General features: G+C 65.5%; 19 protein-coding genes. 10 read left to right on the forward strand and 9 right to left on the reverse strand.

Annotation, left to right across the window (positions count from 1 at the left end; translation table 11 throughout):
* Positions 1–275 precede the first annotated feature (275 nt).
* The 4 genes from ABIA40_RS25415 to ABIA40_RS25430 all read left to right on the forward strand — a co-directional run bounded on the left by ABIA40_RS25415 (position 276) and on the right by ABIA40_RS25430 (position 4,265).
* The gene (locus tag ABIA40_RS25415) at positions 276–2,003 is read left to right on the forward strand and encodes an adenylate/guanylate cyclase domain-containing protein (protein ID WP_404543776.1); all 1,728 of its coding nucleotides are present in this window, start codon (positions 276–278) and stop codon (positions 2,001–2,003) included.
* Positions 2,004–2,335: 332 nt separating this feature from the next.
* Positions 2,336–3,535 carry a molybdopterin-dependent oxidoreductase gene (locus ABIA40_RS25420; protein WP_271541435.1) on the forward strand — a complete coding sequence of 400 codons (1,200 nt, stop codon included), beginning with the start codon at positions 2,336–2,338 and terminating at the stop codon, positions 3,533–3,535.
* A 12-nt stretch (positions 3,536–3,547) separates the two neighbouring features.
* On the forward strand, positions 3,548–3,856 hold the full coding sequence (locus tag ABIA40_RS25425) for a cytochrome c (protein ID WP_271541433.1): 309 nt from the start codon (positions 3,548–3,550) through the stop codon (positions 3,854–3,856).
* 208 nt (positions 3,857–4,064) lie between these two features.
* Positions 4,065–4,265 (forward strand): cold-shock protein, encoded by a 201-nt coding sequence (locus ABIA40_RS25430; protein ID WP_008563500.1) that lies wholly within the window; start codon positions 4,065–4,067, stop codon positions 4,263–4,265.
* A 172-nt stretch (positions 4,266–4,437) separates the two neighbouring features.
* Here the strand turns inward: ABIA40_RS25430 and ABIA40_RS25435 are convergent, their stop codons facing one another.
* The gene (locus ABIA40_RS25435; RefSeq protein ID WP_057027770.1) at positions 4,438–4,899 is read right to left on the reverse strand and encodes an Lrp/AsnC ligand binding domain-containing protein; all 462 of its coding nucleotides are present in this window, start codon (positions 4,897–4,899) and stop codon (positions 4,438–4,440) included.
* A gap of 114 nt (positions 4,900–5,013) precedes the next feature.
* Here ABIA40_RS25435 and putA point away from each other — a divergent pair, with 114 nt between their 5' ends.
* Together putA and ABIA40_RS25445 are read left to right on the forward strand one after the other, a co-directional pair.
* Positions 5,014–8,013 carry a bifunctional proline dehydrogenase/L-glutamate gamma-semialdehyde dehydrogenase PutA gene (gene putA, locus ABIA40_RS25440; protein ID WP_404543780.1) on the forward strand — a complete coding sequence of 1,000 codons (3,000 nt, stop codon included), beginning with the start codon at positions 5,014–5,016 and terminating at the stop codon, positions 8,011–8,013.
* A gap of 115 nt (positions 8,014–8,128) precedes the next feature.
* The gene (locus ABIA40_RS25445) at positions 8,129–9,334 is read left to right on the forward strand and encodes a CaiB/BaiF CoA transferase family protein (RefSeq protein ID WP_404543782.1); all 1,206 of its coding nucleotides are present in this window, start codon (positions 8,129–8,131) and stop codon (positions 9,332–9,334) included.
* Positions 9,335–9,352: 18 nt separating this feature from the next.
* On the opposite strand, the gene ABIA40_RS25450 is transcribed toward ABIA40_RS25445, so the two are convergent.
* Entirely contained in the window at positions 9,353–9,949 is a 597-nt protein-coding gene (locus ABIA40_RS25450; RefSeq protein ID WP_404543785.1) for a TetR/AcrR family transcriptional regulator, read from the reverse strand.
* 100 nt (positions 9,950–10,049) lie between these two features.
* Here ABIA40_RS25450 and ABIA40_RS25455 point away from each other — a divergent pair, with 100 nt between their 5' ends.
* Positions 10,050–10,697, forward strand: coding sequence for a glutathione S-transferase family protein (locus ABIA40_RS25455; RefSeq protein WP_157284979.1), 648 nt, complete (start codon positions 10,050–10,052; stop codon positions 10,695–10,697).
* Between the two features lie 125 nt (positions 10,698–10,822).
* Here the strand turns inward: ABIA40_RS25455 and ABIA40_RS25460 are convergent, their stop codons facing one another.
* The 6 genes from ABIA40_RS25460 to ABIA40_RS25485 form a co-directional block, all read right to left on the reverse strand.
* Positions 10,823–10,987, reverse strand: coding sequence for a hypothetical protein (locus ABIA40_RS25460; RefSeq protein WP_198399824.1), 165 nt, complete (start codon positions 10,985–10,987; stop codon positions 10,823–10,825).
* Positions 10,988–11,066: 79 nt separating this feature from the next.
* Positions 11,067–12,605: a hypothetical protein gene (locus ABIA40_RS25465; protein ID WP_404546350.1), complete on the reverse strand. Its 1,539-nt coding sequence runs from the start codon at positions 12,603–12,605 to the stop codon at positions 11,067–11,069.
* Positions 12,606–12,699: 94 nt separating this feature from the next.
* Positions 12,700–13,692, reverse strand: coding sequence for a hypothetical protein (locus ABIA40_RS25470; RefSeq protein WP_404546352.1), 993 nt, complete (start codon positions 13,690–13,692; stop codon positions 12,700–12,702).
* Between the two features lie 313 nt (positions 13,693–14,005).
* Positions 14,006–14,503 carry a TPM domain-containing protein gene (locus ABIA40_RS25475; protein ID WP_157284980.1) on the reverse strand — a complete coding sequence of 166 codons (498 nt, stop codon included), beginning with the start codon at positions 14,501–14,503 and terminating at the stop codon, positions 14,006–14,008.
* A gap of 5 nt (positions 14,504–14,508) precedes the next feature.
* The gene (locus ABIA40_RS25480; protein ID WP_198399825.1) at positions 14,509–15,408 is read right to left on the reverse strand and encodes a YgcG family protein; all 900 of its coding nucleotides are present in this window, start codon (positions 15,406–15,408) and stop codon (positions 14,509–14,511) included.
* A 201-nt stretch (positions 15,409–15,609) separates the two neighbouring features.
* Positions 15,610–16,218, reverse strand: a complete 609-nt coding sequence (locus ABIA40_RS25485) for a LemA family protein (protein WP_128264016.1) — start codon at positions 16,216–16,218, stop codon at positions 15,610–15,612.
* Between the two features lie 143 nt (positions 16,219–16,361).
* Between ABIA40_RS25485 and ABIA40_RS25490 the strand changes: the two genes are divergently transcribed.
* Genes ABIA40_RS25490 through ABIA40_RS25500 form a run of 3 tightly spaced genes read left to right on the forward strand, consistent with a single transcriptional unit; the run spans position 16,362 to position 19,580 of the window.
* On the forward strand, positions 16,362–17,216 hold the full coding sequence (locus ABIA40_RS25490) for an enoyl-CoA hydratase (RefSeq protein ID WP_036028670.1): 855 nt from the start codon (positions 16,362–16,364) through the stop codon (positions 17,214–17,216).
* A gap of 5 nt (positions 17,217–17,221) precedes the next feature.
* The gene (locus ABIA40_RS25495) at positions 17,222–18,370 is read left to right on the forward strand and encodes an acyl-CoA dehydrogenase family protein (protein WP_404543788.1); all 1,149 of its coding nucleotides are present in this window, start codon (positions 17,222–17,224) and stop codon (positions 18,368–18,370) included.
* Positions 18,371–18,383: 13 nt separating this feature from the next.
* A complete protein-coding gene (locus ABIA40_RS25500; protein WP_404543790.1) occupies positions 18,384–19,580 on the forward strand; it encodes an acyl-CoA dehydrogenase family protein in 1,197 nt (398 codons plus the stop codon).
* A 222-nt stretch (positions 19,581–19,802) separates the two neighbouring features.
* Here the strand turns inward: ABIA40_RS25500 and ABIA40_RS25505 are convergent, their stop codons facing one another.
* Positions 19,803–22,127: a xanthine dehydrogenase family protein molybdopterin-binding subunit gene (locus ABIA40_RS25505; protein ID WP_404543792.1), complete on the reverse strand. Its 2,325-nt coding sequence runs from the start codon at positions 22,125–22,127 to the stop codon at positions 19,803–19,805.
* Positions 22,128–22,146: the final 19 nt, after the last annotated feature.

Consider the following 22,146-nt stretch of genomic DNA (forward strand, 5'->3'; position numbering starts at 1 on the left):
TTGGAAGGGGGAGTCAATGTGGGGCAAACTCTCTTCCCGGGGGTGGTCCCGGACAAGCGCAGACGTCGTAGGGCGGGCAAAGCGAAGCGTGCCCACCGTGAGCATATCGGGATAAAAATGGTGGGCACGGCGCGCAAGTGCGCGCCTTTGCCCACCCTACGGTTCTCGTCCGGGAACGACAGCGGTGCCTTGCGACGCATATCGGACAGGCTGTCCGCCGCCGGAATTAAAGGTTACGCTGGCTGGTCTCCTCCATGACCTGACACAACCGAATCATGGCCACCGCTCCCACACAGATGTCAGTCGTCCGCGCCGCCGGGGTGCGGCAGGTGCGGCTCGTCTGCGGCATCATCCTGTTCGCCTTTGTCGTCAGCCATTTCCTCAACCATGCGCTCGGCAACATCTCGGTCGACGCCATGGAGGCCGGGGTCTACTACCACACGCTGTTCTGGCAGTTCCTCCCGGTCGCGATCGTGTTCTACACGGCCGCCCTCACCCATATGGGCCTCGGCCTCTACGCGCTGTATCAGCGCCGCCAGTTCCGCTGGCGAACGATCGAGCCGCTCCAGCTCGTGCTCGGCTTGAGCATCCCCGTCCTCGTCATGGGCCACATCATCGGCGTGCGGCTCGCACAGACGTTGTACGGACACCAGAAGCTGTATCCGCAGGAGCTCTATTTGTTCTTCGTCGCGGCGCCGGGTCTGCTCTGGCAGATGACGATCCTGCTTCTCATTGCCTGGGTGCACGGCTGCATCGGCGTCTATTTCTGGCTTCGGCTGAAGCCGTTCTTCACGCGCGCGGCGCCCTATCTGCTCGCGGCCGCCGTGCTGATCCCGACGCTATCGCTGCTCGGCGTCTACCAGGGCGGCCGCAGCGTCGCCGCCGACAGTGACGACGGCGAATGGCGTAAGCAGCATCTCACCCGCCGCCAGGTCGGCACGGTTGCGGAAGGCAACACGCTCGAGCGCATCGCGGGCGGTCTCACCATGGGCTATTTCGGTCTGTTGGGACTGGTGCTGGCGGCGCGCGGCGTGCGCGCCCTGCGCGAACGGCGCGGCGGCATGATCGCGCTGTCCTACGGCAACGGCAAGACGGTGCGGGTCCCCAAGGGGCTGTCGGTGCTGGAGGCGAGCCTGCGCCACAACGTGCCGCACGCCAGCGTCTGCGGCGGCCGCGCTCGCTGCTCGACCTGCCGCATCCGTATCATCGGCGATCATGATGCCCTGCCCACTCCGTCGCAGCGCGAGGCTTTCGTGCTCACCCGCGTCGGCACCGCCGATCCCTCGATCAGATTGGCCTGTCAGCTGCGTCCGACCTCCGATCTCTCCTTCTTCCAGCTCTTCGCAGCTCACACGCATGCAACGGACGGAGCCTCGACATCGGCCAGTATCGGCCAGGAACGGTATCTCGTCAGCCTGTTCGTGGACATGCGCGGCTCGACGCAGCTGGCCGAGAAGCGCCTGCCGTTCGACACCGTCTTCATCGTCAACCGCTTCCTCGGCGCGGTGTCGCAAGCGGTGATCGAGAACGGCGGCCAGCCGAACCAGTTCGTCGGCGACGGCATGCTGGCGCTGTTCGGACTCGCGGCCGACCCGCAAACCGCCTGCCGGCAGGCGATGAAGGCAGCCGCGGGAATCGCTGCGCATATCGACGAGCTCAACGATCTCCTGAGCCACGATCTGCGCCAGCCGATCCGCTTCGGCATCGGCATCCACGGCGGCGAGGTCATCATCGGCGACATCGGCTATCGCGATCACATCGTCTTCACAGCGCTCGGCGATGCCGTCAACGTCGCCGCCCGCCTGCAGGACATGACCAAGACGCTGGCCTGCGAGGCCGTCGTCTCGGATGAAGTGCGCCGTACCGCTGATATTGCAGAGGACGCGCTGCCGCAGCAGGAGGTCGCCATCCGCGGCCGCGACCAGCCGCTCGCGGTGCGGGTGGTGGCGAATGCGAGGGAGCTGGCGGCGCTGGTCGATCGCAGCGAGCGCGTGGCGGCGTGATTGTTCACCTCTCCCCGCTTGCGGGGAGAGGTCGGAATGCGCGCGTTGCGCGGATTCCGGGTGAGGGGGTACAGGTCTCGCGGCAGTCGAAGGTGTGGAGAGAGGCCCCTCACCCCAACCCTCTCCCCGTAAGAACGGGGCGAGGGAGCGCACCGCCGTCGCAGCCACAGCTCGGCACAATCTCCTACATGCGTAACACCGGCCTGCTGCAACGCAGCGGCACGGGCTTGCCGCGAAAGCGCGAATTGACTTCACGCAAATGGTTGCGACAGATGAGCGCAGGATCGTGGTGATGACCGCCGATCCAACGAGAAGCTCCGGGAGGAGAAGGAATGTTCGATCGACGCGACCTGCTCAAGGGAGCAGGCCTTGCCGCCATGGCGGCCACACTGAATTCCACCAAGGCGCTGGCCCTCGACACGGTGACCCTGCCCTTCGCCAACGGCGAACGGCCGCTGGTGAAGTATCCGCAGAAGCGGCCGATGATCGGCCTGACCAGCCGGCCGCCGCAGCTCGAGACGCCGTTTGCGGTGTTCAATGACGGCCCGATCACGCCGAACAACGCGTTCTTCGTGCGCTACCACCTCTCCGACCTGCCCTACGATCTCGACCCCGACAAGTTCACGCTGGAGGTCAAGGGCAAGGTCGACAAGCCGCTGAAATTGTCGCTGAAGGACATCCGCAAGATGAAGGCGACGGAGATCGTCGCCGTCAACCAGTGCTCCGGCAACAGCCGCGGCTTCTTCGAGCCGCGCGTCGCCGGCGGCCAGCTCGCCAACGGTGCGATGGGTTGCGCGCGCTGGCGCGGCGTGCCGCTGAAGAACGTGCTGGAGATGGCCGGCGTGCAAAGCGGCGCCAGGCAGGTCACCTTCAACGGCATGGACGGACCGGTCAACGACAAGACGCCGGATTTCATCAAGGCACTCGACATCGATCACGCCACTGACGGCGAGGTGATGCTGGCTTATGGCATGAACGGCGAGGACCTGCCGTTCCTCAACGGCTTTCCGCTGCGCCTGGTCGTGCCCGGCTATTACGGCACCTACTGGGTCAAGCACCTCAACGAGATCATCGTCATCGACAACGTCTATGACGGCTTCTGGATGAAGTCGGCCTACCGCATCCCCGACACGCCGAACAATGCGGTCGAGCCGGGCACCGCGCCGAAGGCGACGATTCCGATCAACCGCTTCACCATCCGCTCCTTCATCACCAGCGTCCCCGATGGCGCCAAGCTGAAGGCGGGAGCCGTGACCCTGCGCGGCATCGCGTTCGATGGCGGCAAGGGCATCAAGCAGGTCGAGGTCTCCACCGACGGCGGCAGGACCTGGGCCCGTGCCAAGCTCGGCAAGGACCTCGGCAAGTACGCCTTCCGCGAATGGAAGCTGCCGGTGAAGCTCGCGGCCGGCAGCCACGAGCTCAAGGTCCGCGCCACCGGCAATGGCGGTGAGACCCAGCCGGACATGCCGCGCTGGAACCCGGCGGGCTATTTGCGCAACGCCGTCGAAGCCGTCCGCGTCAGAGTGGCCTGAAGGAGACTGACCATGCAGCGCATCGTTCGCCTCGCCATCACGCTCGCCGTCGCCGCATTAATGGGCTCGTCACTTGCAGCGCCCGTCAATTACAAGACCCCCGACGAAGTCGCCGCCTTCAAGCCCGGTCCCAATCTCGAGGTCGTGCAGGGCAATTGCAGCGCCTGCCACTCGTCCGACTACGTCGCCACGCAGCCGCCGATGAAGGACAAAAGGGCGTTCTGGCAGGCCGAGGTGACCAAGATGATCAAGGTCTATGGCGCACCGATCGACGATGCCGATGTCGGCAAGATCGTCGATTATCTGGCTGCGACCTACTGACCGACGCCGTCGCGCGTGCCGGCCATTTGACCGCGAAACGGGCAAAACCGGCAAAAACGCCGCGAAGTTGAGCGGAATTCGGCGAAATGGCGATGTGGTTTGAGCTACCAAGCCTGCCACATTCCGCGTATCCTGTTAGGACCGAACCGGCCGGTTGGCGGGGACTGGCGGTTCGAGATCTCGGAGGAAGACCCGCGGAGAAGTCGTGATGGCTAAAGGTACGGTCAAGTGGTTCAACCCGACGAAGGGTTATGGATTTATCCAGCCTGCGTCGGGTGGCAAGGATGTGTTCGTGCATATCTCGGCAGTGCAGAAGGCCGGTCTGTCGACCCTCAACGAGGGACAGACGGTGGAATATGAAGAGATCGCAAACCGGGGCAAGACCTCCGCGGAAAACCTCAAAGTATAAGCCCGCGCCAGCCTTTGCTGCCTCCCGGATTTGTCCGGGAGCGGGCCAAGAAAATTTAAGAAGACGGCCGGTGCATTCGACGACAGGCGTTGCGATTGCACAAGGATAGCTATTTTTTCCTTGCGAAGACCGCTCATCGAACCACAGCAATGACAATCGCGACTGCACTTCGCTAACCCACCGGCAGCGGTGCGTCGCGCTTGATCTCCTCCATCACCGCATAAGTTCGCGTCTCGCGCACGCCCGGCATCGACAGCAGGGTCTCGCCGAGAAAGCGTCGATAGGCGGTCATGTCTGCAAGCCGCGCCTTCACAAGATAGTCGAAGCCCCCGGCAACCATGTGACACTCCAGCACTTCAGGGGCGAGCCTCACGGCTCGGGCGAACCGCTCGAAATTCTCGGGCGTCGTCTTGTCGAGCAGCACCTCGACGAACACCAGGAGCCCAAGGCCCAGCCGGTGCGGGTTGAGCCGCGCGCCATAGCCTTCGACGAAGCCCTCGCGCTGCAGGCGCTTCAACCGCTCGCCGATCGAGGTCGGCGACAGCCCGATGCGCTCGGCGAGCTCGACATTGGCAATGCGCCCATCCTCCTGCAGGATTGAGAGGATTTTCCGGTCTGTTCGATCCAGTTCCATAGCTTATGTGGCCAAGTGGCTAATGCTCTTCATTTTCTAAGGCAAACTGGCTAAATTGTCTATCGAACTACGGTCACGCGGGCCTTATCCTGGATTTCAGCCACAGGACACGCCATGCCGAACATCCCGCCCCCCTTCTCCGCGCCTTACGCTCCCGATGATTCCGAGATCGCCGCAAAGCTTCTGCCGGCCTCGCATCTCGTCCCGGCCCAGGAGGCCCGGATCGACCGCACGGCGACGCGGCTGATCGAGGCGATCCGCAAGCGCGACGACCGGCTCGGCGGGGTCGAGGACATGCTGCGGGAGTTCGCGCTCTCGACCAAGGAGGGGCTGGCGCTGATGGTGCTGGCGGAAGCGCTGCTGCGCGTGCCCGATGCACGCACCGCCGACCAATTCATCGAGGACAAGCTCGGCGAGGGCGATTTCATCCATCACGAGACCAAGTCCACCGCGTTCCTGGTCAACGCTTCGGCCTGGGCGCTCGGCCTGTCGGCGCGGGTGATCCAGCCGGGCGAGACGCCCGACGGCACCATCGGCCGGCTGGTGAAGCGGCTCGGCGCACCGGCGGTGCGCACCGCGACGCGCCAGGCGATGCGGTTGATGGGCAACCATTTCGTGTTAGGGGAGACCATCGGGCAGGCGCTGGAGCGGGCTCGGCCGCGCTCCGGCCAGAAGCCGCGCTATTCCTTCGACATGCTCGGCGAAGGCGCACGAACGGCCGCCGATGCCAAGCGCTATTTCGACGCCTATGCCAGCGCGATTGACACGATCGGCAAGGCTTCGGGCAACCATCCCCTGCCCGACCGCCCCGGCATCTCGGTCAAGCTTTCGGCGCTGCATCCGCGTTTCGAGGCGATCAGCCGCGGCCGCGTGATGGCCGAGCTGGTGCCGCTATTGCTGGACCTTGCGCGGCGCGCCAAGGCGCATGACCTCAACTTCACCGTCGATGCCGAGGAGGCTGACCGGCTGGAGCTGTCGCTCGACGTGATCGCAGCGACGCTCGCCGATCCCTCGCTTTCCGGCTGGGACGGATTTGGCCTCGCGATCCAGGCCTATCAGAAGCGTGCCAGCGCGGTGATTGACTATGTCGATGAACTCGCCCGCGCGCATGACCGCAAGCTGATGGTGCGCCTCGTCAAGGGCGCCTATTGGGACACCGAGATCAAGCGCGCGCAGGAGCGCGGGCTCGACGGCTATCCCGTGTTCACGCGCAAGGCGATGACCGATCTGAACTTCGTCGCCTGCGCGACGAAGCTTCTCGCCTTGCGGCCGCGCATCTTCCCGCAATTCGCCACCCACAACGCGCTGACGGTCGCGACCGTGCTGGAGCTCGCAACTGATGGCGGCGGCTTCGAGTTCCAGCGCCTGCACGGCATGGGCGAAGCGCTCTACGAGCAACTCGCAAAGGATCATCCTGACATCGCCTACCGCACCTATGCGCCGGTCGGCAGCCATCGCGACCTGCTCGCTTATCTGGTGCGGCGGCTTTTGGAGAACGGCGCCAATTCCTCGTTCGTGGCGCAGGCGGCCGATTATCGCGTGCCTGTCACGGCGCTGCTGCAGCGGCCGGCGGATGCCATTGGCCGGGCGCAACAGGCACCTCATGCCAAGATTCCGTTGCCGGCAGATCTGTTCGCGCCGGAGCGGCGCAATTCGCGCGGCGTCGAATTCGGTGAGCGTGCCGCACTCGACCGGCTGCTGACGGAGGTGAAGGCCGCGGCGGCCGAGCTTAAGCCTGTCGCTGACGCAACACCGGATCAGGCCAACGCGGGAGTGACGGCTGCGCGCGCCGGCTTTACTGCCTGGAGCCGGACACCTGCAGGCACACGCGCAGCGGCGCTGGAGCAGGCCGCGCATCTGCTGGAGAGCCGGGGCGCCCGTTTCATCGCGCTGCTGCAAGCCGAGGGCGGCAAGACGCTCGACGACGCTCTGTCCGAGCTGCGCGAAGCCGCCGATTTCTGCCGCTACTATGCCGCGCAGGGCCGCAAGCTGTTCGGAAACGATGCCGCCATGCCCGGCCCGACCGGCGAGAGCAATGTGCTTAGCCTGCGCGGCCGCGGCGTGTTCGTCGCGATCTCGCCGTGGAATTTTCCGCTCGCGATCTTCCTTGGCCAGGTCTCGGCGGCGCTGATGGCCGGCAACAGCGTGGTGGCGAAACCCGCCGAGCAGACGCCGCGGATCGCGCGTGAGGCCGTTGCCCTGCTGCACGAGGCCGGCATCCCCAGAAGCGCGCTGCATCTCGTCACCGGCGACGGCCGCGTCGGCGGCGTCCTCACCGCGCATCCTGATGTCGCCGGAGTAGTCTTCACCGGCTCCACTGAGGTCGCGCGCCAGATCAACCGGACGCTGGCGGCCAAGGACGGGCCGATCGTGCCGCTGATCGCGGAGACCGGCGGCATCAATGCCATGATCGCGGATGCGACCGCACTGCCCGAGCAGGTCGCCGACGATGTCGTGACCTCTGCGTTCCGCTCCGCAGGCCAGCGCTGCTCGGCCTTGCGGCTCCTGTTCGCGCAGGAGGATGTCGCCGACCGCATGATCGAGATGATCGCGGGCGCCGCGCGCGAACTGAAGATCGGCGATCCCGCGGATGTCGCGACTCATGTCGGTCCAGTGATCGATGACGAGGCCAAGCAGCGCCTCGATGCGCATATCGCGCGGATGAAGCGCGAGGCGCGGCTGCATTTTGCAGGCGCCGCGCCGGATGGCTGTTTCGTCGCCCCGCATATCTTCGAGCTCAAGGAGGCCGGTCAGCTCACCGAAGAGGTGTTCGGCCCGATCCTGCATGTCGTGCGCTATCGCGCGGAAAACCTCGCTCGTGTGCTGGAATCCATCGCGCGCACCGGCTATGGGTTGACTCTCGGCATCCATTCGCGCATCGACGACACCATCGAGGCCATCGTCGACCGCGTCCAGGTCGGCAACATCTACGTCAACCGCAACATGATCGGCGCCGTGGTCGGCGTGCAGCCGTTCGGCGGCAGCGGCCTGTCCGGAACCGGCCCCAAGGCCGGCGGCCCGCACTACCTCGCGCGCTTTGCCACCGAGCAGACCGTGACGATCAACACGGCTGCGGCCGGCGGCAATGCCGCATTGCTTGCGGGGGAGGAGTGAGGCCCTGCGCCAGGCGCCGTTGCATCCCGGCAAAACATCGGTCTAATGCTCTCACTACCTGCCCGCGCCAATTCCAGCGTGCGGGAAACGACGGAAGCGAGGGAGCGACGCCGCGATGGAGAAGGGCATTTTTGCAGGCCTGAAGGTGCTGGACTGCGCGAGCTTCATCGCAGCGCCCGCGGCCGCGACCGTGCTGTCGGATTTCGGCGCCGACGTCATCAAGATCGAGCCGCCCGGCACTGGCGACCCCTATCGCAACCTGCCGAACCTGCCGGGCTATCCCTCAGGCGAGCACAATTTCGCCTGGCTCTTGGAGGCGCGCAACAAGAAGAGCATCGCGCTCGACCTGTCGAAGCCGGAAGCGCAGGCCGTGCTCTATAGACTGGTGGCGGAGGCCGACGTCTTCATCACCAACATGCCGCCGCCGGTGCGCACCAAGCTCGGCATCACCTACGACCATCTCGCCCATCTCAACGACCGGCTGATCTACGCCTCCTTCACCGGCTATGGCGAGAAGGGCGAGGAAGCGAACAAGCCGGGCTTCGACAGCAACGCCTATTGGGCACGCTCCGGCCTGATGGACCTCGTCCGCGCCGACACCGACACCACGCCGGCCCGCTCGGTCGCGGGCATGGGCGACCACCCTTGCGCCATGGCGTTCTACGGCGCGATCGTCACCGCGCTGTATCAGCGCGAGAAGACCGGCAAGGGCTCGCATGTCGCTTCCAACCTGATGGCGAACGGGGTGTGGGCCGCGAGCGTGCTGGCGCAAGCAAAACTCTGCGGCGCCAAGTTCGGCGAGCGGCGCCCGCGCGAGCGCGCGCTCAACGCGGTCGCCAATCATTACCAATGCAAGGACGGCCGCTGGCTGATCCTGTCGCTGCTCAACGAGGAGAAGCAATTTCCGACGCTGGCCAAGTGCCTCGGACGCGAAGACCTGATCGCCGATCCGCGCTTCGCCACCAAGGCCGACCGCCACGCCCGCTCGGTCGAGCTGATCAGGATTTTGGACGAGACCTTCGTCACGAAAGATCTCGCCGAATGGCGGAGAATCCTCGACGGTAACGGCCTCGTGTTCGGCGTCGTCGCCATCCTGGACGACATCCCCAACGACAAGCAGATGCTCGACAACGAGGTGCTGGTGCCGTTCGAGAACGACACCATGCTCACCATCAACAGTCCGATCTGGATCGACGGCGCCAAGAAGGTGCAGCCGCGCAAGCCGCCCGCGGTGGGCGAGCACAGTGACGAGATTTTGCGCGGGGCGGGATTTGACGAGGCGGCGATCAAGCAGCTGCGGGGGTCGGGGGCGGTGGGGTAGGCAGGTGCGCCCGCGGCGTTACTTCCGCGCAATCAAGCCGCCCACCAGCTCCAACAGCTCCGCCTTCGCCTCACGGCGGAAGCCGGGTCTGGGCGTGGCGAGTTGACGAAAGAGCAAGCCAATCAGCGCCGAGACGAACACCTCGGCGTGGCGGCGCGGGTTTGGTGACTTCGCAGCTTTCAGCGCAAGCTCTGCACTCTGCCGCCACGTGTCAAACCACTCGGCGACCACGGACCGATAGTGCTCTTGCCTCGCGGCGGCCAGGAAGGCCTCATAGCATGCGATATGTGTCTCTGCTTCCCTGCTGAGCTCGCGGACGTAAAAATCGACCAGCGCGTCGATCCAGGCCTCCACCTCGAACGCCTTGTCCTGAAGGCTGAGCGCGAACGCACGCAGCCTTCCGACTTCGCGCGCCAGAGCGAACTGCAGAGCTGCCTCAACCAGCGCATCACGGGTTCCGAAATGATGCGTGACCGCACCGAGCGAGACCCTGGCCTCGGCCGCGACCGCGCGGTGGGTCACGCCGTCGAGCCCATGTCGCCCGATGATGCGCAGTGTTGCCTGCATCAGGGGCCGCTCGCGCTCGCCCGCCTCTGTTTTTGAATTCTTGCTCATCGGCCCAGCATCCAGCTCTTGACCCGCGATAGAACAAATGTTCTGTTATGCGGATCATATGTAATATGGTTGTCCGCCCCCCGCAAGCAAGGAGTGTTCGATGCCCAGTTACCGCCTGCACTACTTCCCCGAATCCGGCAACAGCTACAAGCTGGCGCTGATGCTGACGCTCTGCGGCGAGACGTTCGAGCCGGTCTGGACCGATTTTGCCGGCGGCGTCACGCGCACGGCCGAGTGGCGCAAGGCCGTCAACGAGATGGGCGAGATTCCCGTGCTCGAGATCGACGGCGTGAAGATGACGCAGACCGCGCCGCTGCTGCTGAAACTGGCCGAGCAATACGGCCGTTTCGGCGCCGAGACGGAGGACGAGAAATTCGAGCTGCTGCGTTGGCTGTTCTGGGACAACCACAAGCTCACCGGCTACATGGCGACCTACCGCTTCATGCGTGCCTTCACCGAGAAGAACGACCCGCAGGTGTTGAAGCATTTCCGCCGGCGGCTCGAGGACTTTCTCGGCATCCTCGACGGCCATCTCCAGCACAATGCTTTCGCGATCGGCGCAAGGCCGACGGTCGCGGACATCTCGATGATGGCCTATCTGCACTATCCCAGCGACGAGCACGGTTTCGATTTTGCGGCGAGCTATCCCGCCATCCACGCCTGGCTCGGCCGCATGGCCGCGCTGCCCGGCTGGAAGCCGGCCTACGAGCTGCTGCCGGGAAAACGGATGACGAATTACGCGACTTGAAGGCGCCAGCGCTTAGCTCTCAGCGCCGTCATGGCCGGGCTTGTCCCGGCCATCCACGATCTTGAGCGCGGAGAGGAGAACGTGGATGCCCGGGACAAGCCCGGGCATGACGAAGGAGGACGTGGCTATCGAAGCGACAGCCAGCCGAGCGTGAACAGAATGCCGCCGACGATGACGGCCACCGCAACCGCCCAGATACTGACGCGGGCGCTGCCGATAACCTGCTTGGCTTCCTCGTTCCGCGCGATCTCACGATTGCGCGCCTTGTTGGCTTCGCCGGTATCCGTCATGGGTCATCCAAATCGCTTGAGACTTTATCTTGCGCGTGATCCTTCGGAGAACCGCTCCACACTTTTCCTGGATCACGAGCTAACGTGTCTTGATGAAGCACATGCCGATGCGGCGCGAGGCCGCGGCAGCCTGACAGGTCAGACCGTTAGCACAGCTCCATGACGTAAAACTCCTGTCCGGCGCTCCCGATCCCGCATCTTGCAGGGAACAATGCGCGCCCCAGCCGTCCTGATATTCGCTGCCGGCCAGCTCGCTGCTGCCGCGGGTCTGTGGCCGACTGGCAAATCCGCGTGAGAAATCAGGGGTTTTTCCGGCCGCGAACGCGGTCAGGATGTCGCGGCGGCGGAGCTGGTCGCCGAAGAAGTGCGGCGAGGCCGCCACGATGGCGGCATTCGACGGTCTGTCCGCAAGCCAATCGACGCCCGGGAAATGGAAGCCGCCGATGCCACGGGTCTGGTGACAGCCGGCGCAGGTGACGTCGTTGAGACGACGCTGGAAGCCTGCGACCGAACGGACGTTTTGCATGTCGAGGCCGCGTGCCGCCGCCTGCTTCAGCGCGCCGACCACGTCATTGTCGGTGAAGACGGGATCGCCTTTGCCCTCCCCCTGCATCAAGCCGAACTCCGGCTGCAAGGCTGAAGCGTCGAGGCCGGCGGGGGTCGGCACAATTGCGACCTTGGCCAGGAATTTCTCCGGGATCAGCACGGTGCCGCGATCGAACTCGCGCAAATTCTCCGGCGCGAGCAGCCAAGCCTTGAAGTCGCGCCGCAGCGCATCGTCGGCAAGAATGCGGTCGCGGTCGATCTGGTTCTCCAGCGTCGATTCCTCGAACGTCCTGGTGGCGGCGTCGTACTTGAACACCTTGAGAAGATAGTCGGAGCGGAAATCGTGCAGCGCCGATTTCGGCGCGACCGAGACCTGGATGTTGGTCTCGATGCTGTCGAGCATGGCGTCGTCAGGCGGGAAGCGACTGCCGATCAAGCCCTGCCAGTCGCCGTTGTCGAGCCAGCGCCGCGCGATCTCGGCGCAGTTGATCGGCTTGCCGCTCGCATCCGTCTGGCGCGCGTCGCGCGCCTTCAGCACGAGGTTGAACGTCATCGGCAGGCGCGTTGCGGTTTTGCCGCCATCCGGCCCGCCATCGAACCGCGCGAGACGATAGATCAGCCGGATCTCGCCACAGGACTCTTCCGAGACATAGGCACGGTCCATGCGATTGACGATGCCGGCCAGCACGAAGCGCGCCTCGCGCGATTTCAGATTGGCCCGATCGAACAATTGCGCGTCGAAGCCCTCGCCGACGCCGATGGTCTCACCCGGATAGGTCGTCTTGTACCAGGCGATGTAGCGTTCGAGTTCCGCATCGATCGCGGGCAGAATCGCTTTCAGCTGCGGCAGCGCGCCGAACATCCGCTCGGTCGTGAGCGGGACGTCCGAATTCTGCTGCGGCGACAAAAGGCGCGAGATCGTCAGCGTGTTGTTCTGGTCGAGCTTGCGCAGGAGAGCGGGATCGGTGATCGCGGTACCGCGCGTCAGCGCAGTGCTCTCCGCTGCTAGGAGCGAAACGACACCGCCCAGCAATGCGGCGGCAGCAACGAGAATTCGCAAGGCGCGGCCCATGCCTGAGGTAACACCGCGCAAGCATGCCTATTCAAGCGAAAAGGCGCTTCACATCGCGGTGAAGCGCCTCTTCGAAAGTCGGATATCCGGAGGCTCAGCGTCCGACGATCAGCCCCCTTGAGGTGACGACCACCCAGCGGCCATCCTGGCGGCGGATCGCATCGACACGGCCGACGCCGGGGATGGGATCGCCGGGATAGACCTCGTACAGGCCGTCGCGGCCCTCGATCAGCGCGCCGCCGTTGCTGGCGTTGCGCAGCCGCCAGCCTTCGATCGTCGGCAGACGTCCGACTTCGGTCTTGGGCGCTGCGCCGACCGGGGCCGGTGCGGCCGCCGCGGTCGCGACCTGAGTCTGGGGCTGGGTCGGCGCGATCGAGCCGGTGGTCTCCTTGGGCACCGCTGCTGCGGCCTGCGCGGGCGCGGCGGGCGGTGTGGCGCGGAGCTTGTCGACGGTCTCGGACAGCTTTGCGATCTTCGCCAACGGCTCGGCCTGCGCCTTCTCGAGCTTGTCCAGGCGGTCGTTGGCCCGGTTGAACTGGGTGAGGCCGGTCTTCGAGCTCTGCTCGACAGAGGCCTTGAGAGCGACGAGGTCGGCATCGATCCGCGCGACGGACGCATCCAGCGCGCTGGTGTCGGCGACCTGGACAGGAGCCGGGGCGGGTGCGGCGAAACGCATCATGCCGGCGGTCGCAAGCGCACCGCTGATCGCGCCGACGCTGGCGGCAATCGCCACCACCGCGGCCATCGCCGACAGCCGGCGCTTGCTGCCGGCTTCGCGCGGCTCGTCCGCCTTCCCATGCGGGGCGAACTCCTCGCGCTCCCAGGCGCGGTCGGCGGGGGGCATGACGATGAGCTTGCCGTGCTTCGGCTCAGCCTTTGCCTCGGTCCTGGCCTCAGTGGCTTCGAACTTCGACGCTTCGATCCGCGGCGGCTCAATCTTCGGGGCGTCCGCCTTGACAGGATCGGGCTTGGGCGGCGCTTCGTGATCGGGGGCGATCGAGGGGGCCTCGATACCCGCGGCAGCCTCGATGGCCTGCGGCGCTGCCGCGTCGACGGCAGCGGAATCCTGGGCAGCCTGCTCGGGCATTGGTTCGCTCACGGCTCAAATACTCCAGTCTCGGTTGACCTTTTGGTAACTTTCATTGCTTGCGAAATCCTTACCTCGGGACCCGCTTACCGAAATTTTAGGAATTCATCCGGGGCCGAATTGGGCCGGGAAAGTGGAACCGGTGTGGCGGGCGTGAAACAGTTCGTAATCGGGGGAAGATGAACGGGGGCGGAATGGCCCCCCATGGCGTCTTGCGAGCGCAGCTCCGCGGAGGCAGTCTGGATTGCTTCGTCGCAAGGGCTCCTCGCAATGACGGAGCGCGCCGCACGCGCTCCGACCACATCACTATCCGTCACATCACGACGGGAGCATCCGGCAGCTCGTTCGCATGTGGCCCTTGCTTGGGAAAATGCTTTGCCATTTCGCGCGAGACGGCCTCGATGCCATGGATCACGCCGCGTTCGAACCGGCCCGATCTGAACTCGGCCTCCATCGCGCGGCAGATCGTCTCCCAACCCTCCGCGCCGACCTTCGCGTCGATGCCGCGATCGGCGATGATCTCGACGTCGCGGTCGGCGAGCAGGAGATAGATCAGAACGCCATTGTTGTGGGCGGTGTCCCAGACGCGCAGATGCGAGAACACGTCGAGCGCGCGCTCGCGGGCCGGCTGGTTGCGGAACAGCGGACGGCCGTCGAGCGCCCCTTCGACGACGAAGCGGACCTGGCCGGAATGGGTGGCTTCGCCGCGCTTGATCGCCTGCTCGATGCGGTCGAGCACCGCTTGCGGAAAGATCTGCTTCGCGCGCCAATGATGCTGCACGAGATGTCTGGCAATGCGCTTGATGCTCATGACCGCTACCAGCTCCCCGAGGCGCCGCCGCCTCCGAAACTACCCCCGCCGCCGCTGAAGCCGCCGCTGTCGCTGCTTGACGATCCGCTGCTCCATCCGCCGGAGGAGCCGCTCGACCACGAACCGCCGCGCGAACGGCCCGTGCCCGGCGTGATCGCCGAAAACAGATCGGCGACAAAACCGACGATAAAGCCGAGGATGCCGACAGCCGCCGCGAGCGCGGCGGAGCCGAGGATGAGCCAGGTCACGGCTGCGATGATGCCGCCCGTAACAAATGAGCCGAGCAGCCGCCCCAGGACCGCGCGGAAGAACCCGCCAACGCCGATCGAGGCGAACAGCGCCACTGCAAACACCGGCACCAGATCATCCAGATTATTGTGGGCGAAGTTGACGCTGCGCGAGGGTGCCGGCAACGGCTCGCCGTCGATCACCCGCATCATGCGGTCGACGCCTGCGCCGATGCCCGCGGCGAAATCGCCGCTCCTGAATTTCGGGGTGATAGCCTCGTCGATGATGCGCCGGGAGGTGACGTCGGTGAGCACGCCTTCGAGACCGTAGCCGACCTCGATGCGCAAATGCCGGTCGTTCTTGGCGACGACGAGAATCGCGCCGTCGTCGACCTTCTTGCGGCCGATCTTCCAGGCCTCAGCGACCCGAATCGAGAATTGCTCGATCGTCTCCGGCTGCGTTGTCGCGACGATCAGGACAGCGATCTGGCTGCCCTTGCGGTTCTCGAAGTCGCGCAGCTTTTGCGTCAGCGTGGCGATGTCGCTGCTGGAGAGCGTGCCGGTCTGATCGACGACACGGCCGCTGAGCTGGGGGACGGCGACGTCGGCGCGGGCGGGGAAGGCAAAGGTGAGGAGGAGGGCTGCAACGATCACCGCGCACCACACCCTCGCTGTCATCCCCCGGCTTGCCGCCTTCGCTGAAGCTTCGGCGCGCCGAGCACCCGTGCGAGCCTCGGCGTAGCCTTGGCGAAGCCGGGACCGGGCGATCCAGTATTCCAGAGACGCCGGCGGGATACGGAGAGGCCGCGGCGTATTGGATTCCCCGCTTTCGCGGGGAATGACCGTGGTGGGTGGGACGCGCATCGGGGCCGAACGCGACTACTTCGATGGCGACGGTGCCGGATTGAAGTCCACCTTCGGCGCGGTCGAGATCGCCTTCTCGTTCTCGACCGTGAAGTTCGGCTTCTCCTTGTAACCGAACGCCATTGCGGTGAGGTTGGTCGGAAAGGAGCGGACGGTGACGTTATAATCCTGCACCGCCTTGATGTAGCGGTTGCGCGCCACCGTGATCCGGTTCTCGGTGCCCTCGAGCTGCGACATCAGGTCCTTGAACAAGGCATCGGACTTCAGCTGCGGATAGTTCTCGGTGACGACCAGCAGGCGCGACAGCGCGCTGGAGAGCTCGCCCTGGGCGGCCTGGAATTTCTGGAACGCGGCGGGATCGTTCAGCACCTCCGGCGTTGCCTGGATGCTGCCGACCTTGGCGCGGGCATTGGTGACGCCGAGCAGCACGTCCTTCTCCTGCTGGGCAAAACCTTTCACCGAGTTGACGAGATTGGGCACGAGATCGGCGCGGCGCTGATACTGGTTCACGACCTCGGACCAATTGCCCTTGATCTGCTCGTCCTCGCTCTGGATCGCGTTGTAGCCGCAATTGGTCAGGCTCAGCGAGGCCAGGGCGGCCAGCACGGTCAGGATCTTGCGCATTAAATTTCTCCCGGTGGAATCCGGCGCAAACTATCAGATTGCGCGCCTGAGAAAAGCAGCCGGCTGACGCAAGCCTCTTGCCTCGCACCGGCCGACATAGTCAACTCCGGCAAAACAAGAGCGGAAACACCAGGGGGAACGCGATGTCCTCGTTCGAGACCATCCTCGTGGAACGGCCTGAGCCGGCGATCGTCCGTGTCGTGATGAACCGGCCCGAGGCGCGCAACGCGCAGAACCTGCAAATGACCTACGACCTCAACGCCGCCTTCGACGCGGCGGTGCAGGACGATGCGGTCAAGGTGATCATTCTCGCCGGGAACGGGCCGCACTTCTCCTCCGGCCACGATCTGCGCCCCGGAGACAAGAATACCGCTGGGGTCGATTTCCCGCCGATCGGAAATTGGGGCGGTTTCGCCGAGCCGAACGCCCACGGACGCTTCGCGCGCGAGCAGGAAATTTATCTCCAGATCACCCGGCGCTGGCGCAATCTGGCAAAACCCACCATTGCCGAGGTCCACGGCAAGTGCATCGCCGGCGGGCTGATGCTGGCCTGGGCCTGTGACCTCATCGTCGCCAGCGACGATGCGCAGTTCTGCGATCCCGTCGTCACCATGGGCGTGTGCGGCGTCGAATGGTTCGTGCATCCCTGGGAGCTGGGGCCACGCAAGGCCAAGGAGTTCCTGTTCACCGCCGACAGCTGGAGCGCGCAGGAGGCGCACCAGCTCGGCATGGTCAACCAAATCGTGCCGCGCGCCGAGCTCTCGTCGCGCGTGCTGGAGCTGGCGCGAAGGATCGCGACAAAACCGTCCTTCGCGCTGAAGCTGACCAAGGAGGCGGTCAACCGCTCGGTCGACGTCATGGGCCAGCCGGCCGCGATCGACCAGGCCTTCGCGCTGCATCAGCTCTGCCACGCGCACAATCTCCAGGAGTTCGGCATGATCGTCGATCCATCCGGCCTGCATCCCTCCGTACGCAAGCCGCCGGCCGCCGCGGAGTAGACGCGATGGATCTCAATCTCAGTGACGAGCAAAAGTTGCTGCGCGAGAGCGCGGAACGATTCGTGGCCGAGAGCTATGATGCCGAGCACCGCCGCAAGATGGCGAACGATCCGCTCGGCTTCAGCCCGGCCGTTTGGAAGCAATTCGCCGAGCTCGGCTGGCTGGCGCTGCCGCTTCCGGAAGAGTTCGGCGGGCTCGGCGGCGGCGCGGTTGATATCGGCATCTTGATGGAGGCCTTCGGCCGGGGCCTGGTTTCTGAGCCTTATGTCGCAACCGTCGTGCTCGGGGCCGCGCTGATCGCCAGATGCGGCACCAGCGAGCAGAAGCAGGCGAGCCTGCCCAAGGTGGCGGACGGATCACTGAAGCTTGCGCTGGCGCATTCGGAGCGCGCGGCCCGGTTCGATCTTGCCAAGGTCACGACCAGCGCCAACAAGATAGGACAAGGCTGGCGCCTGTCCGGCAGCAAGATCGCCGTGCTCGACGGACATGCCGCCGACGAGATCATCATCTCCGCCCATATCCACGACCATCGGGGACCCTCGGGCCGGATCGGCCTGTTCCTCGTGCAGGCGACGACGTCAGGACTCGTCATCAGCGATTATCCGCGCCTCGGCGGCGGACGCGCCTGCAATATCGAGCTGTTCGACGCGCATCTGCCGGAAGACGCCCTGCTCGGCGACGGCAGCGATGCCCTGCCCGCGATTGAATGGGCGATTGATCGCGCCATGGCCGCGCTAGGGGCGGAAGCTGTCGGCATCATGCAGACGCTGCTCGACACCACGCTCGACTATACCAAGATCCGAAAACAATTCGGCCGGCCGCTCTCCGCCAACCAGGTGATCCGCCACCGCCTCGCCGACATGGCAATGCAGGTGGATGAGGCGCGCTCGATGGCGCTGCGCGCGGCGTTGAAGGCCGATAGCGCGCCGATCGAGCGTGCCCGGGCAGCCTCGGGCGCGAAGGCGAAGATCGGCAAATGCGCGCGCTTCGTCGGCGAGCAGTCGATCCAGCTCCATGGCGCCATGGGTGTCACCGAGGAGCTCGAGGTCGGCGCCTATTTCAAGCGGCTCGTCGCGTTCGACACGCTGTTCGGCGGCAGCGCGCATCACTATGCCCGCCACGCCGAGCTGGGCCGCAGGGCCATCTCTGCTTAACAAGGAGCGCCTCATGGACCTGTCGTTCAATGCCGAGGAGCGCGCCTTCCAGAGCGAGGTGCGCGGCTTCATCGCCAAGAATCTCACCGAGGAGATGAAGCGCGCGACCGCGCTGACGCCATCGGTGTTCTCCGATCCTGATATCGGGATGGCCTGGCAGCGCGCGCTGCACCGCCAAGGCTGGGGTGCGCCGGGCTGGCCGGTCGAATATGGCGGCCCCGACTGGACGCCGGCGCAGCGCTGGATCTTCGAGACTGAATGCGCCCGCGCCGGCGTGCCCAACGTCAACGTGATGGGCGTGAAGATGGTCGGACCCGTTATCATCGGCTTCGGCAGCCCCGAGCAGAAGAATTTCTACCTGCCGCGGATTCTCTCCGGCGAGGATTATTGGTGCCAGGGCTATTCCGAGCCGGGGTCCGGCTCCGATCTGTCGTCCCTCAAGACGCGCGCGGTGCGTGACGGCGACGACTACGTCATCAACGGCACCAAGATCTGGACCACGCACGCCCATCACGCCAACCGCATGTTCGCGCTGGTGCGCACCAGCGACGGGCCGCGGCAGCAGGACGGCATCAGCTTCATCCTGATCGACATGAAGACGCCGGGCATTACCATCCGTCCGATCCTCACCATCGGCGGCGATCACGAGGTCAACCAGGTGTTCTTCGACGACGTCCGCGTGCCCGTCGCCAATCGCGTCGGCGAGGAAGGCAAGGGCTGGACCTACGGCAAATATCTGCTGGAGTTCGAGCGCGGCGCGGGCATCGCCTCGGCCAAGCTGCGCGAAGGGCTGAAGGCGATCGCGGACCTCGCGGAGTCCGATTTGACGGGCCGCGCGATCGACAGTCCCGATATCGCGACGCGGATTGCCGAAGTCGAGGTCGACATCGACGCGCTGGAGATGACGGAGCTGCGCGTGCTCTCGGCGCTGCAGACAGGGCAAAACCCCGGCGCGGTGTCGTCGATCCTGAAGCTGCGCAACAGCGAGATCCGCCAAGCCGTGACGCGGCTAGGAGCCGACGTGATCGGCCACGACGCCCTCGCCATCGAGCCGATGCGCCCGCTCTACAAGCTCAACCACGGGCCGGCGACGCCGGAGGAGATGCTGACGGTGATGCCGGAATATCTCAACGGCCGCGCCTACACCATTTTCGGCGGCACCTCGGAGATCCAGCGCGATATTATCGCGAAGATGATGCTGGGGATTTAGGGCGAACCGGCGCGACACCTCCGCTGTCGTCCGGACAAGCGCAGCAAAGCGGAGCGCAGATCCGGGACCCATAACCACAGGCCGAGGTGGTTACGGGGACTCGGAGCTGCCAGCTTCGCGCGACAACCACTCCCTGTGGTTATGGGTCCCGGGCTCGCTCTTTGCGCGCCCCGGGACGACGAGCTGAGTTTGGTGCAATAGCCTGCGCAACAGCTAGCGCACTTACCCCGCCGCCTTCGCGTCCCGGATCGCCTGCCAGATCTTCTGCGGCGTCAGGGGCGTGTTGAGCTGGGTGATGCCGAGCTCGGCGAGCGCGTCCATCACGCCGTTGGTGACGCAGGGCGGGCCGCCGATGGCGCCGGATTCGCCGCAGCCCTTGGCGCCGAGCGGATTGGTGCGGCAGGGTGCGGAATCGTCCAGCGTCACCACGATCGGCGGCACGTCGTCGGCGCGCGGGATGCAGTAATCCTGATAGCTCGCGGTCAGCAGCTGGCCGTCGGCATCATACGACACGCCTTCATACAGCGCCTGGCCGATGCCTTGAGCGACGCCGCCATGGATCTGCCCCGTGACCAGCATCGGGTTCACGGCGACGCCGACGTCGTCGACCGTGGTGTAGCGCACGACCTTGGAGACGCCGGTCTCCGGGTCGATCTCGACCTCGCAGATATGCGTGCCGTTCGGCCAGCTGGGACCATCGACCTCGCCTTCGGAATCGACGCTGAGCTTGGCGCCGCTCTCCTTCTCGGCGAGATCGAACAGGCTGATGCGGCGGTCGGTGCCGACCACGGTGAGCATGCCGCCCTGATATTCGATGTCCTCGACCGAGGTCTCCAGCACGTTCGCCGCCTTCTCGCGCGCCTTCTGGATCAGATCGTTGGAGGAGACCGCGACCGCCGTGCCACCGACGAACAGCGAGCGCGAACCAACGCTGCCGAAGCCCATGGCGAGATCAGTGTCGCCCTGCACCACGTCGATCTTGTCCATGGGAATGCCGAGCGTGTCGGAGATCATCTGGGTGTAGGTAGTCTGCAAGCCCTGCCCCATCGCCATGGTGCCGGAATGCAGCACGACGCGCCCTTGCGAGGTCGCTTGAAGCGTGACCTTTTCGGTGTGGGCGCGGCCGCCGGTCCACTCAATGTAGGAGGTGAGGCCACGGCCGTAGAGCAGGCCCTTCTTCTTCGCCGCCTTCTTGCGCGCGGCGAAGCCGTCCCAGTCGGCAAGCTTCACGGCCCGGTCGAGCATGTGCGCGAAGGCACCGGAATCGTAGACCTGCCCGGCCGCATTGGTGTAGGGCAGCTGCGCCGGCTTGATGTAATTGGCCTTGCGGATCGCGCGCGGGTCCATGCCGATTTTTCGCGCAGCGGCGTCGAACAGGCGCTCGACGATGAACACGGCTTCGGGGCGGCCGGCGCCACGATAGGCTCCGACCGGCGCGGTGTGGGTCATCACCGACTTCACCTCGAAATGCACCAGCGGCAGGTCGTAGACACCGGTCTGTACGAACGGCCCGAGCACCAGCGGGATGATGTTGGCCGCGCCCGAGGAATAGGCCCCGGTGCAGCCGATCGACTTGACGCGATAGGCCAACACCTTGCCCTTCTCGTCCAGCGCGAAGGACGCCGTGGACGTGAGATCGCGGCCGTGGGTGCCGCCGACGAACTCGTCGGTGCGGTCGCCGCGCCAGCGGATCTTCTTGTTCAGCTTGGTCGCGGCATAGGCGACGATCCCGTCCTCGGGATAGAGGTTGGTCTTCTGGCCGAAGCCGCCGCCGATGTCGCCGACCAGCACGCGGACGCTGTCCTTCGGGCGCTTGAGCACGGCTTCCGCCAGCACGTCGCGGGTCGAGGCCGGCGTCTGCGATTGCACGTGCAGCAGGAGACGGCCGGACTTCTTGTCGATCTCGGCAATGGTCGAGCGCGGCTCCATCGCGGACGGAACGAGACGCTGGCTGACGATATCGAGTTCGACCGTATGCGCGGCCTTGGCAAAGGCCTCGTCCACCTTCGCGGCGTCGCCGTAAGACATCGCGCCGACGATGTTGTCGGGCGCCTCCGGCCACACCACGGGCGCACCTGATTTCACCGCCTCGACGGGATCGACCACCGCGGGCTGCACATCGTATTCGACCGCGATCGCCTCCGCCGCGCTCTGCGCCTCCACGCGCGAGGAGGCCACCACTGCGGCCACGGCCTCGCCGGCGTAGCGGACGACCTCGTGGGCGAGCAGCCGGCGCGGCGGCACCGTCATCGGCTTGCCGTCCGGGCGCTTGAAGATGTTCAGCGTCGGGATGGTGCCGATGTCGTCCTTGACGAGGTCCGCGCCGGTGTAGATCGCTGCAACGCCCGGCATCGAAGCCGCGGCGCTGGTGTCGATCGAGACGATCTTGGCGTGGGCGTGCGGCGAGCGCAGCACGTGCAACCACAGCGCGCCGTCTGCAGGGCTGTCGTCGATGAACTGTCCCTTCCCGGTGAGCAGCCTCTGGTCTTCCAAACGCTTGACGGGCTGCCCCGCCCCGAAACGCAAATTGCTGGGAAGAATGTTCATTCCGCTGTATCCTCGAGAT

It is taken from the genome of Bradyrhizobium sp. USDA 223 (assembly GCF_044909005.1).
Lineage (GTDB): Bacteria > Pseudomonadota > Alphaproteobacteria > Rhizobiales > Xanthobacteraceae > Bradyrhizobium > Bradyrhizobium yuanmingense.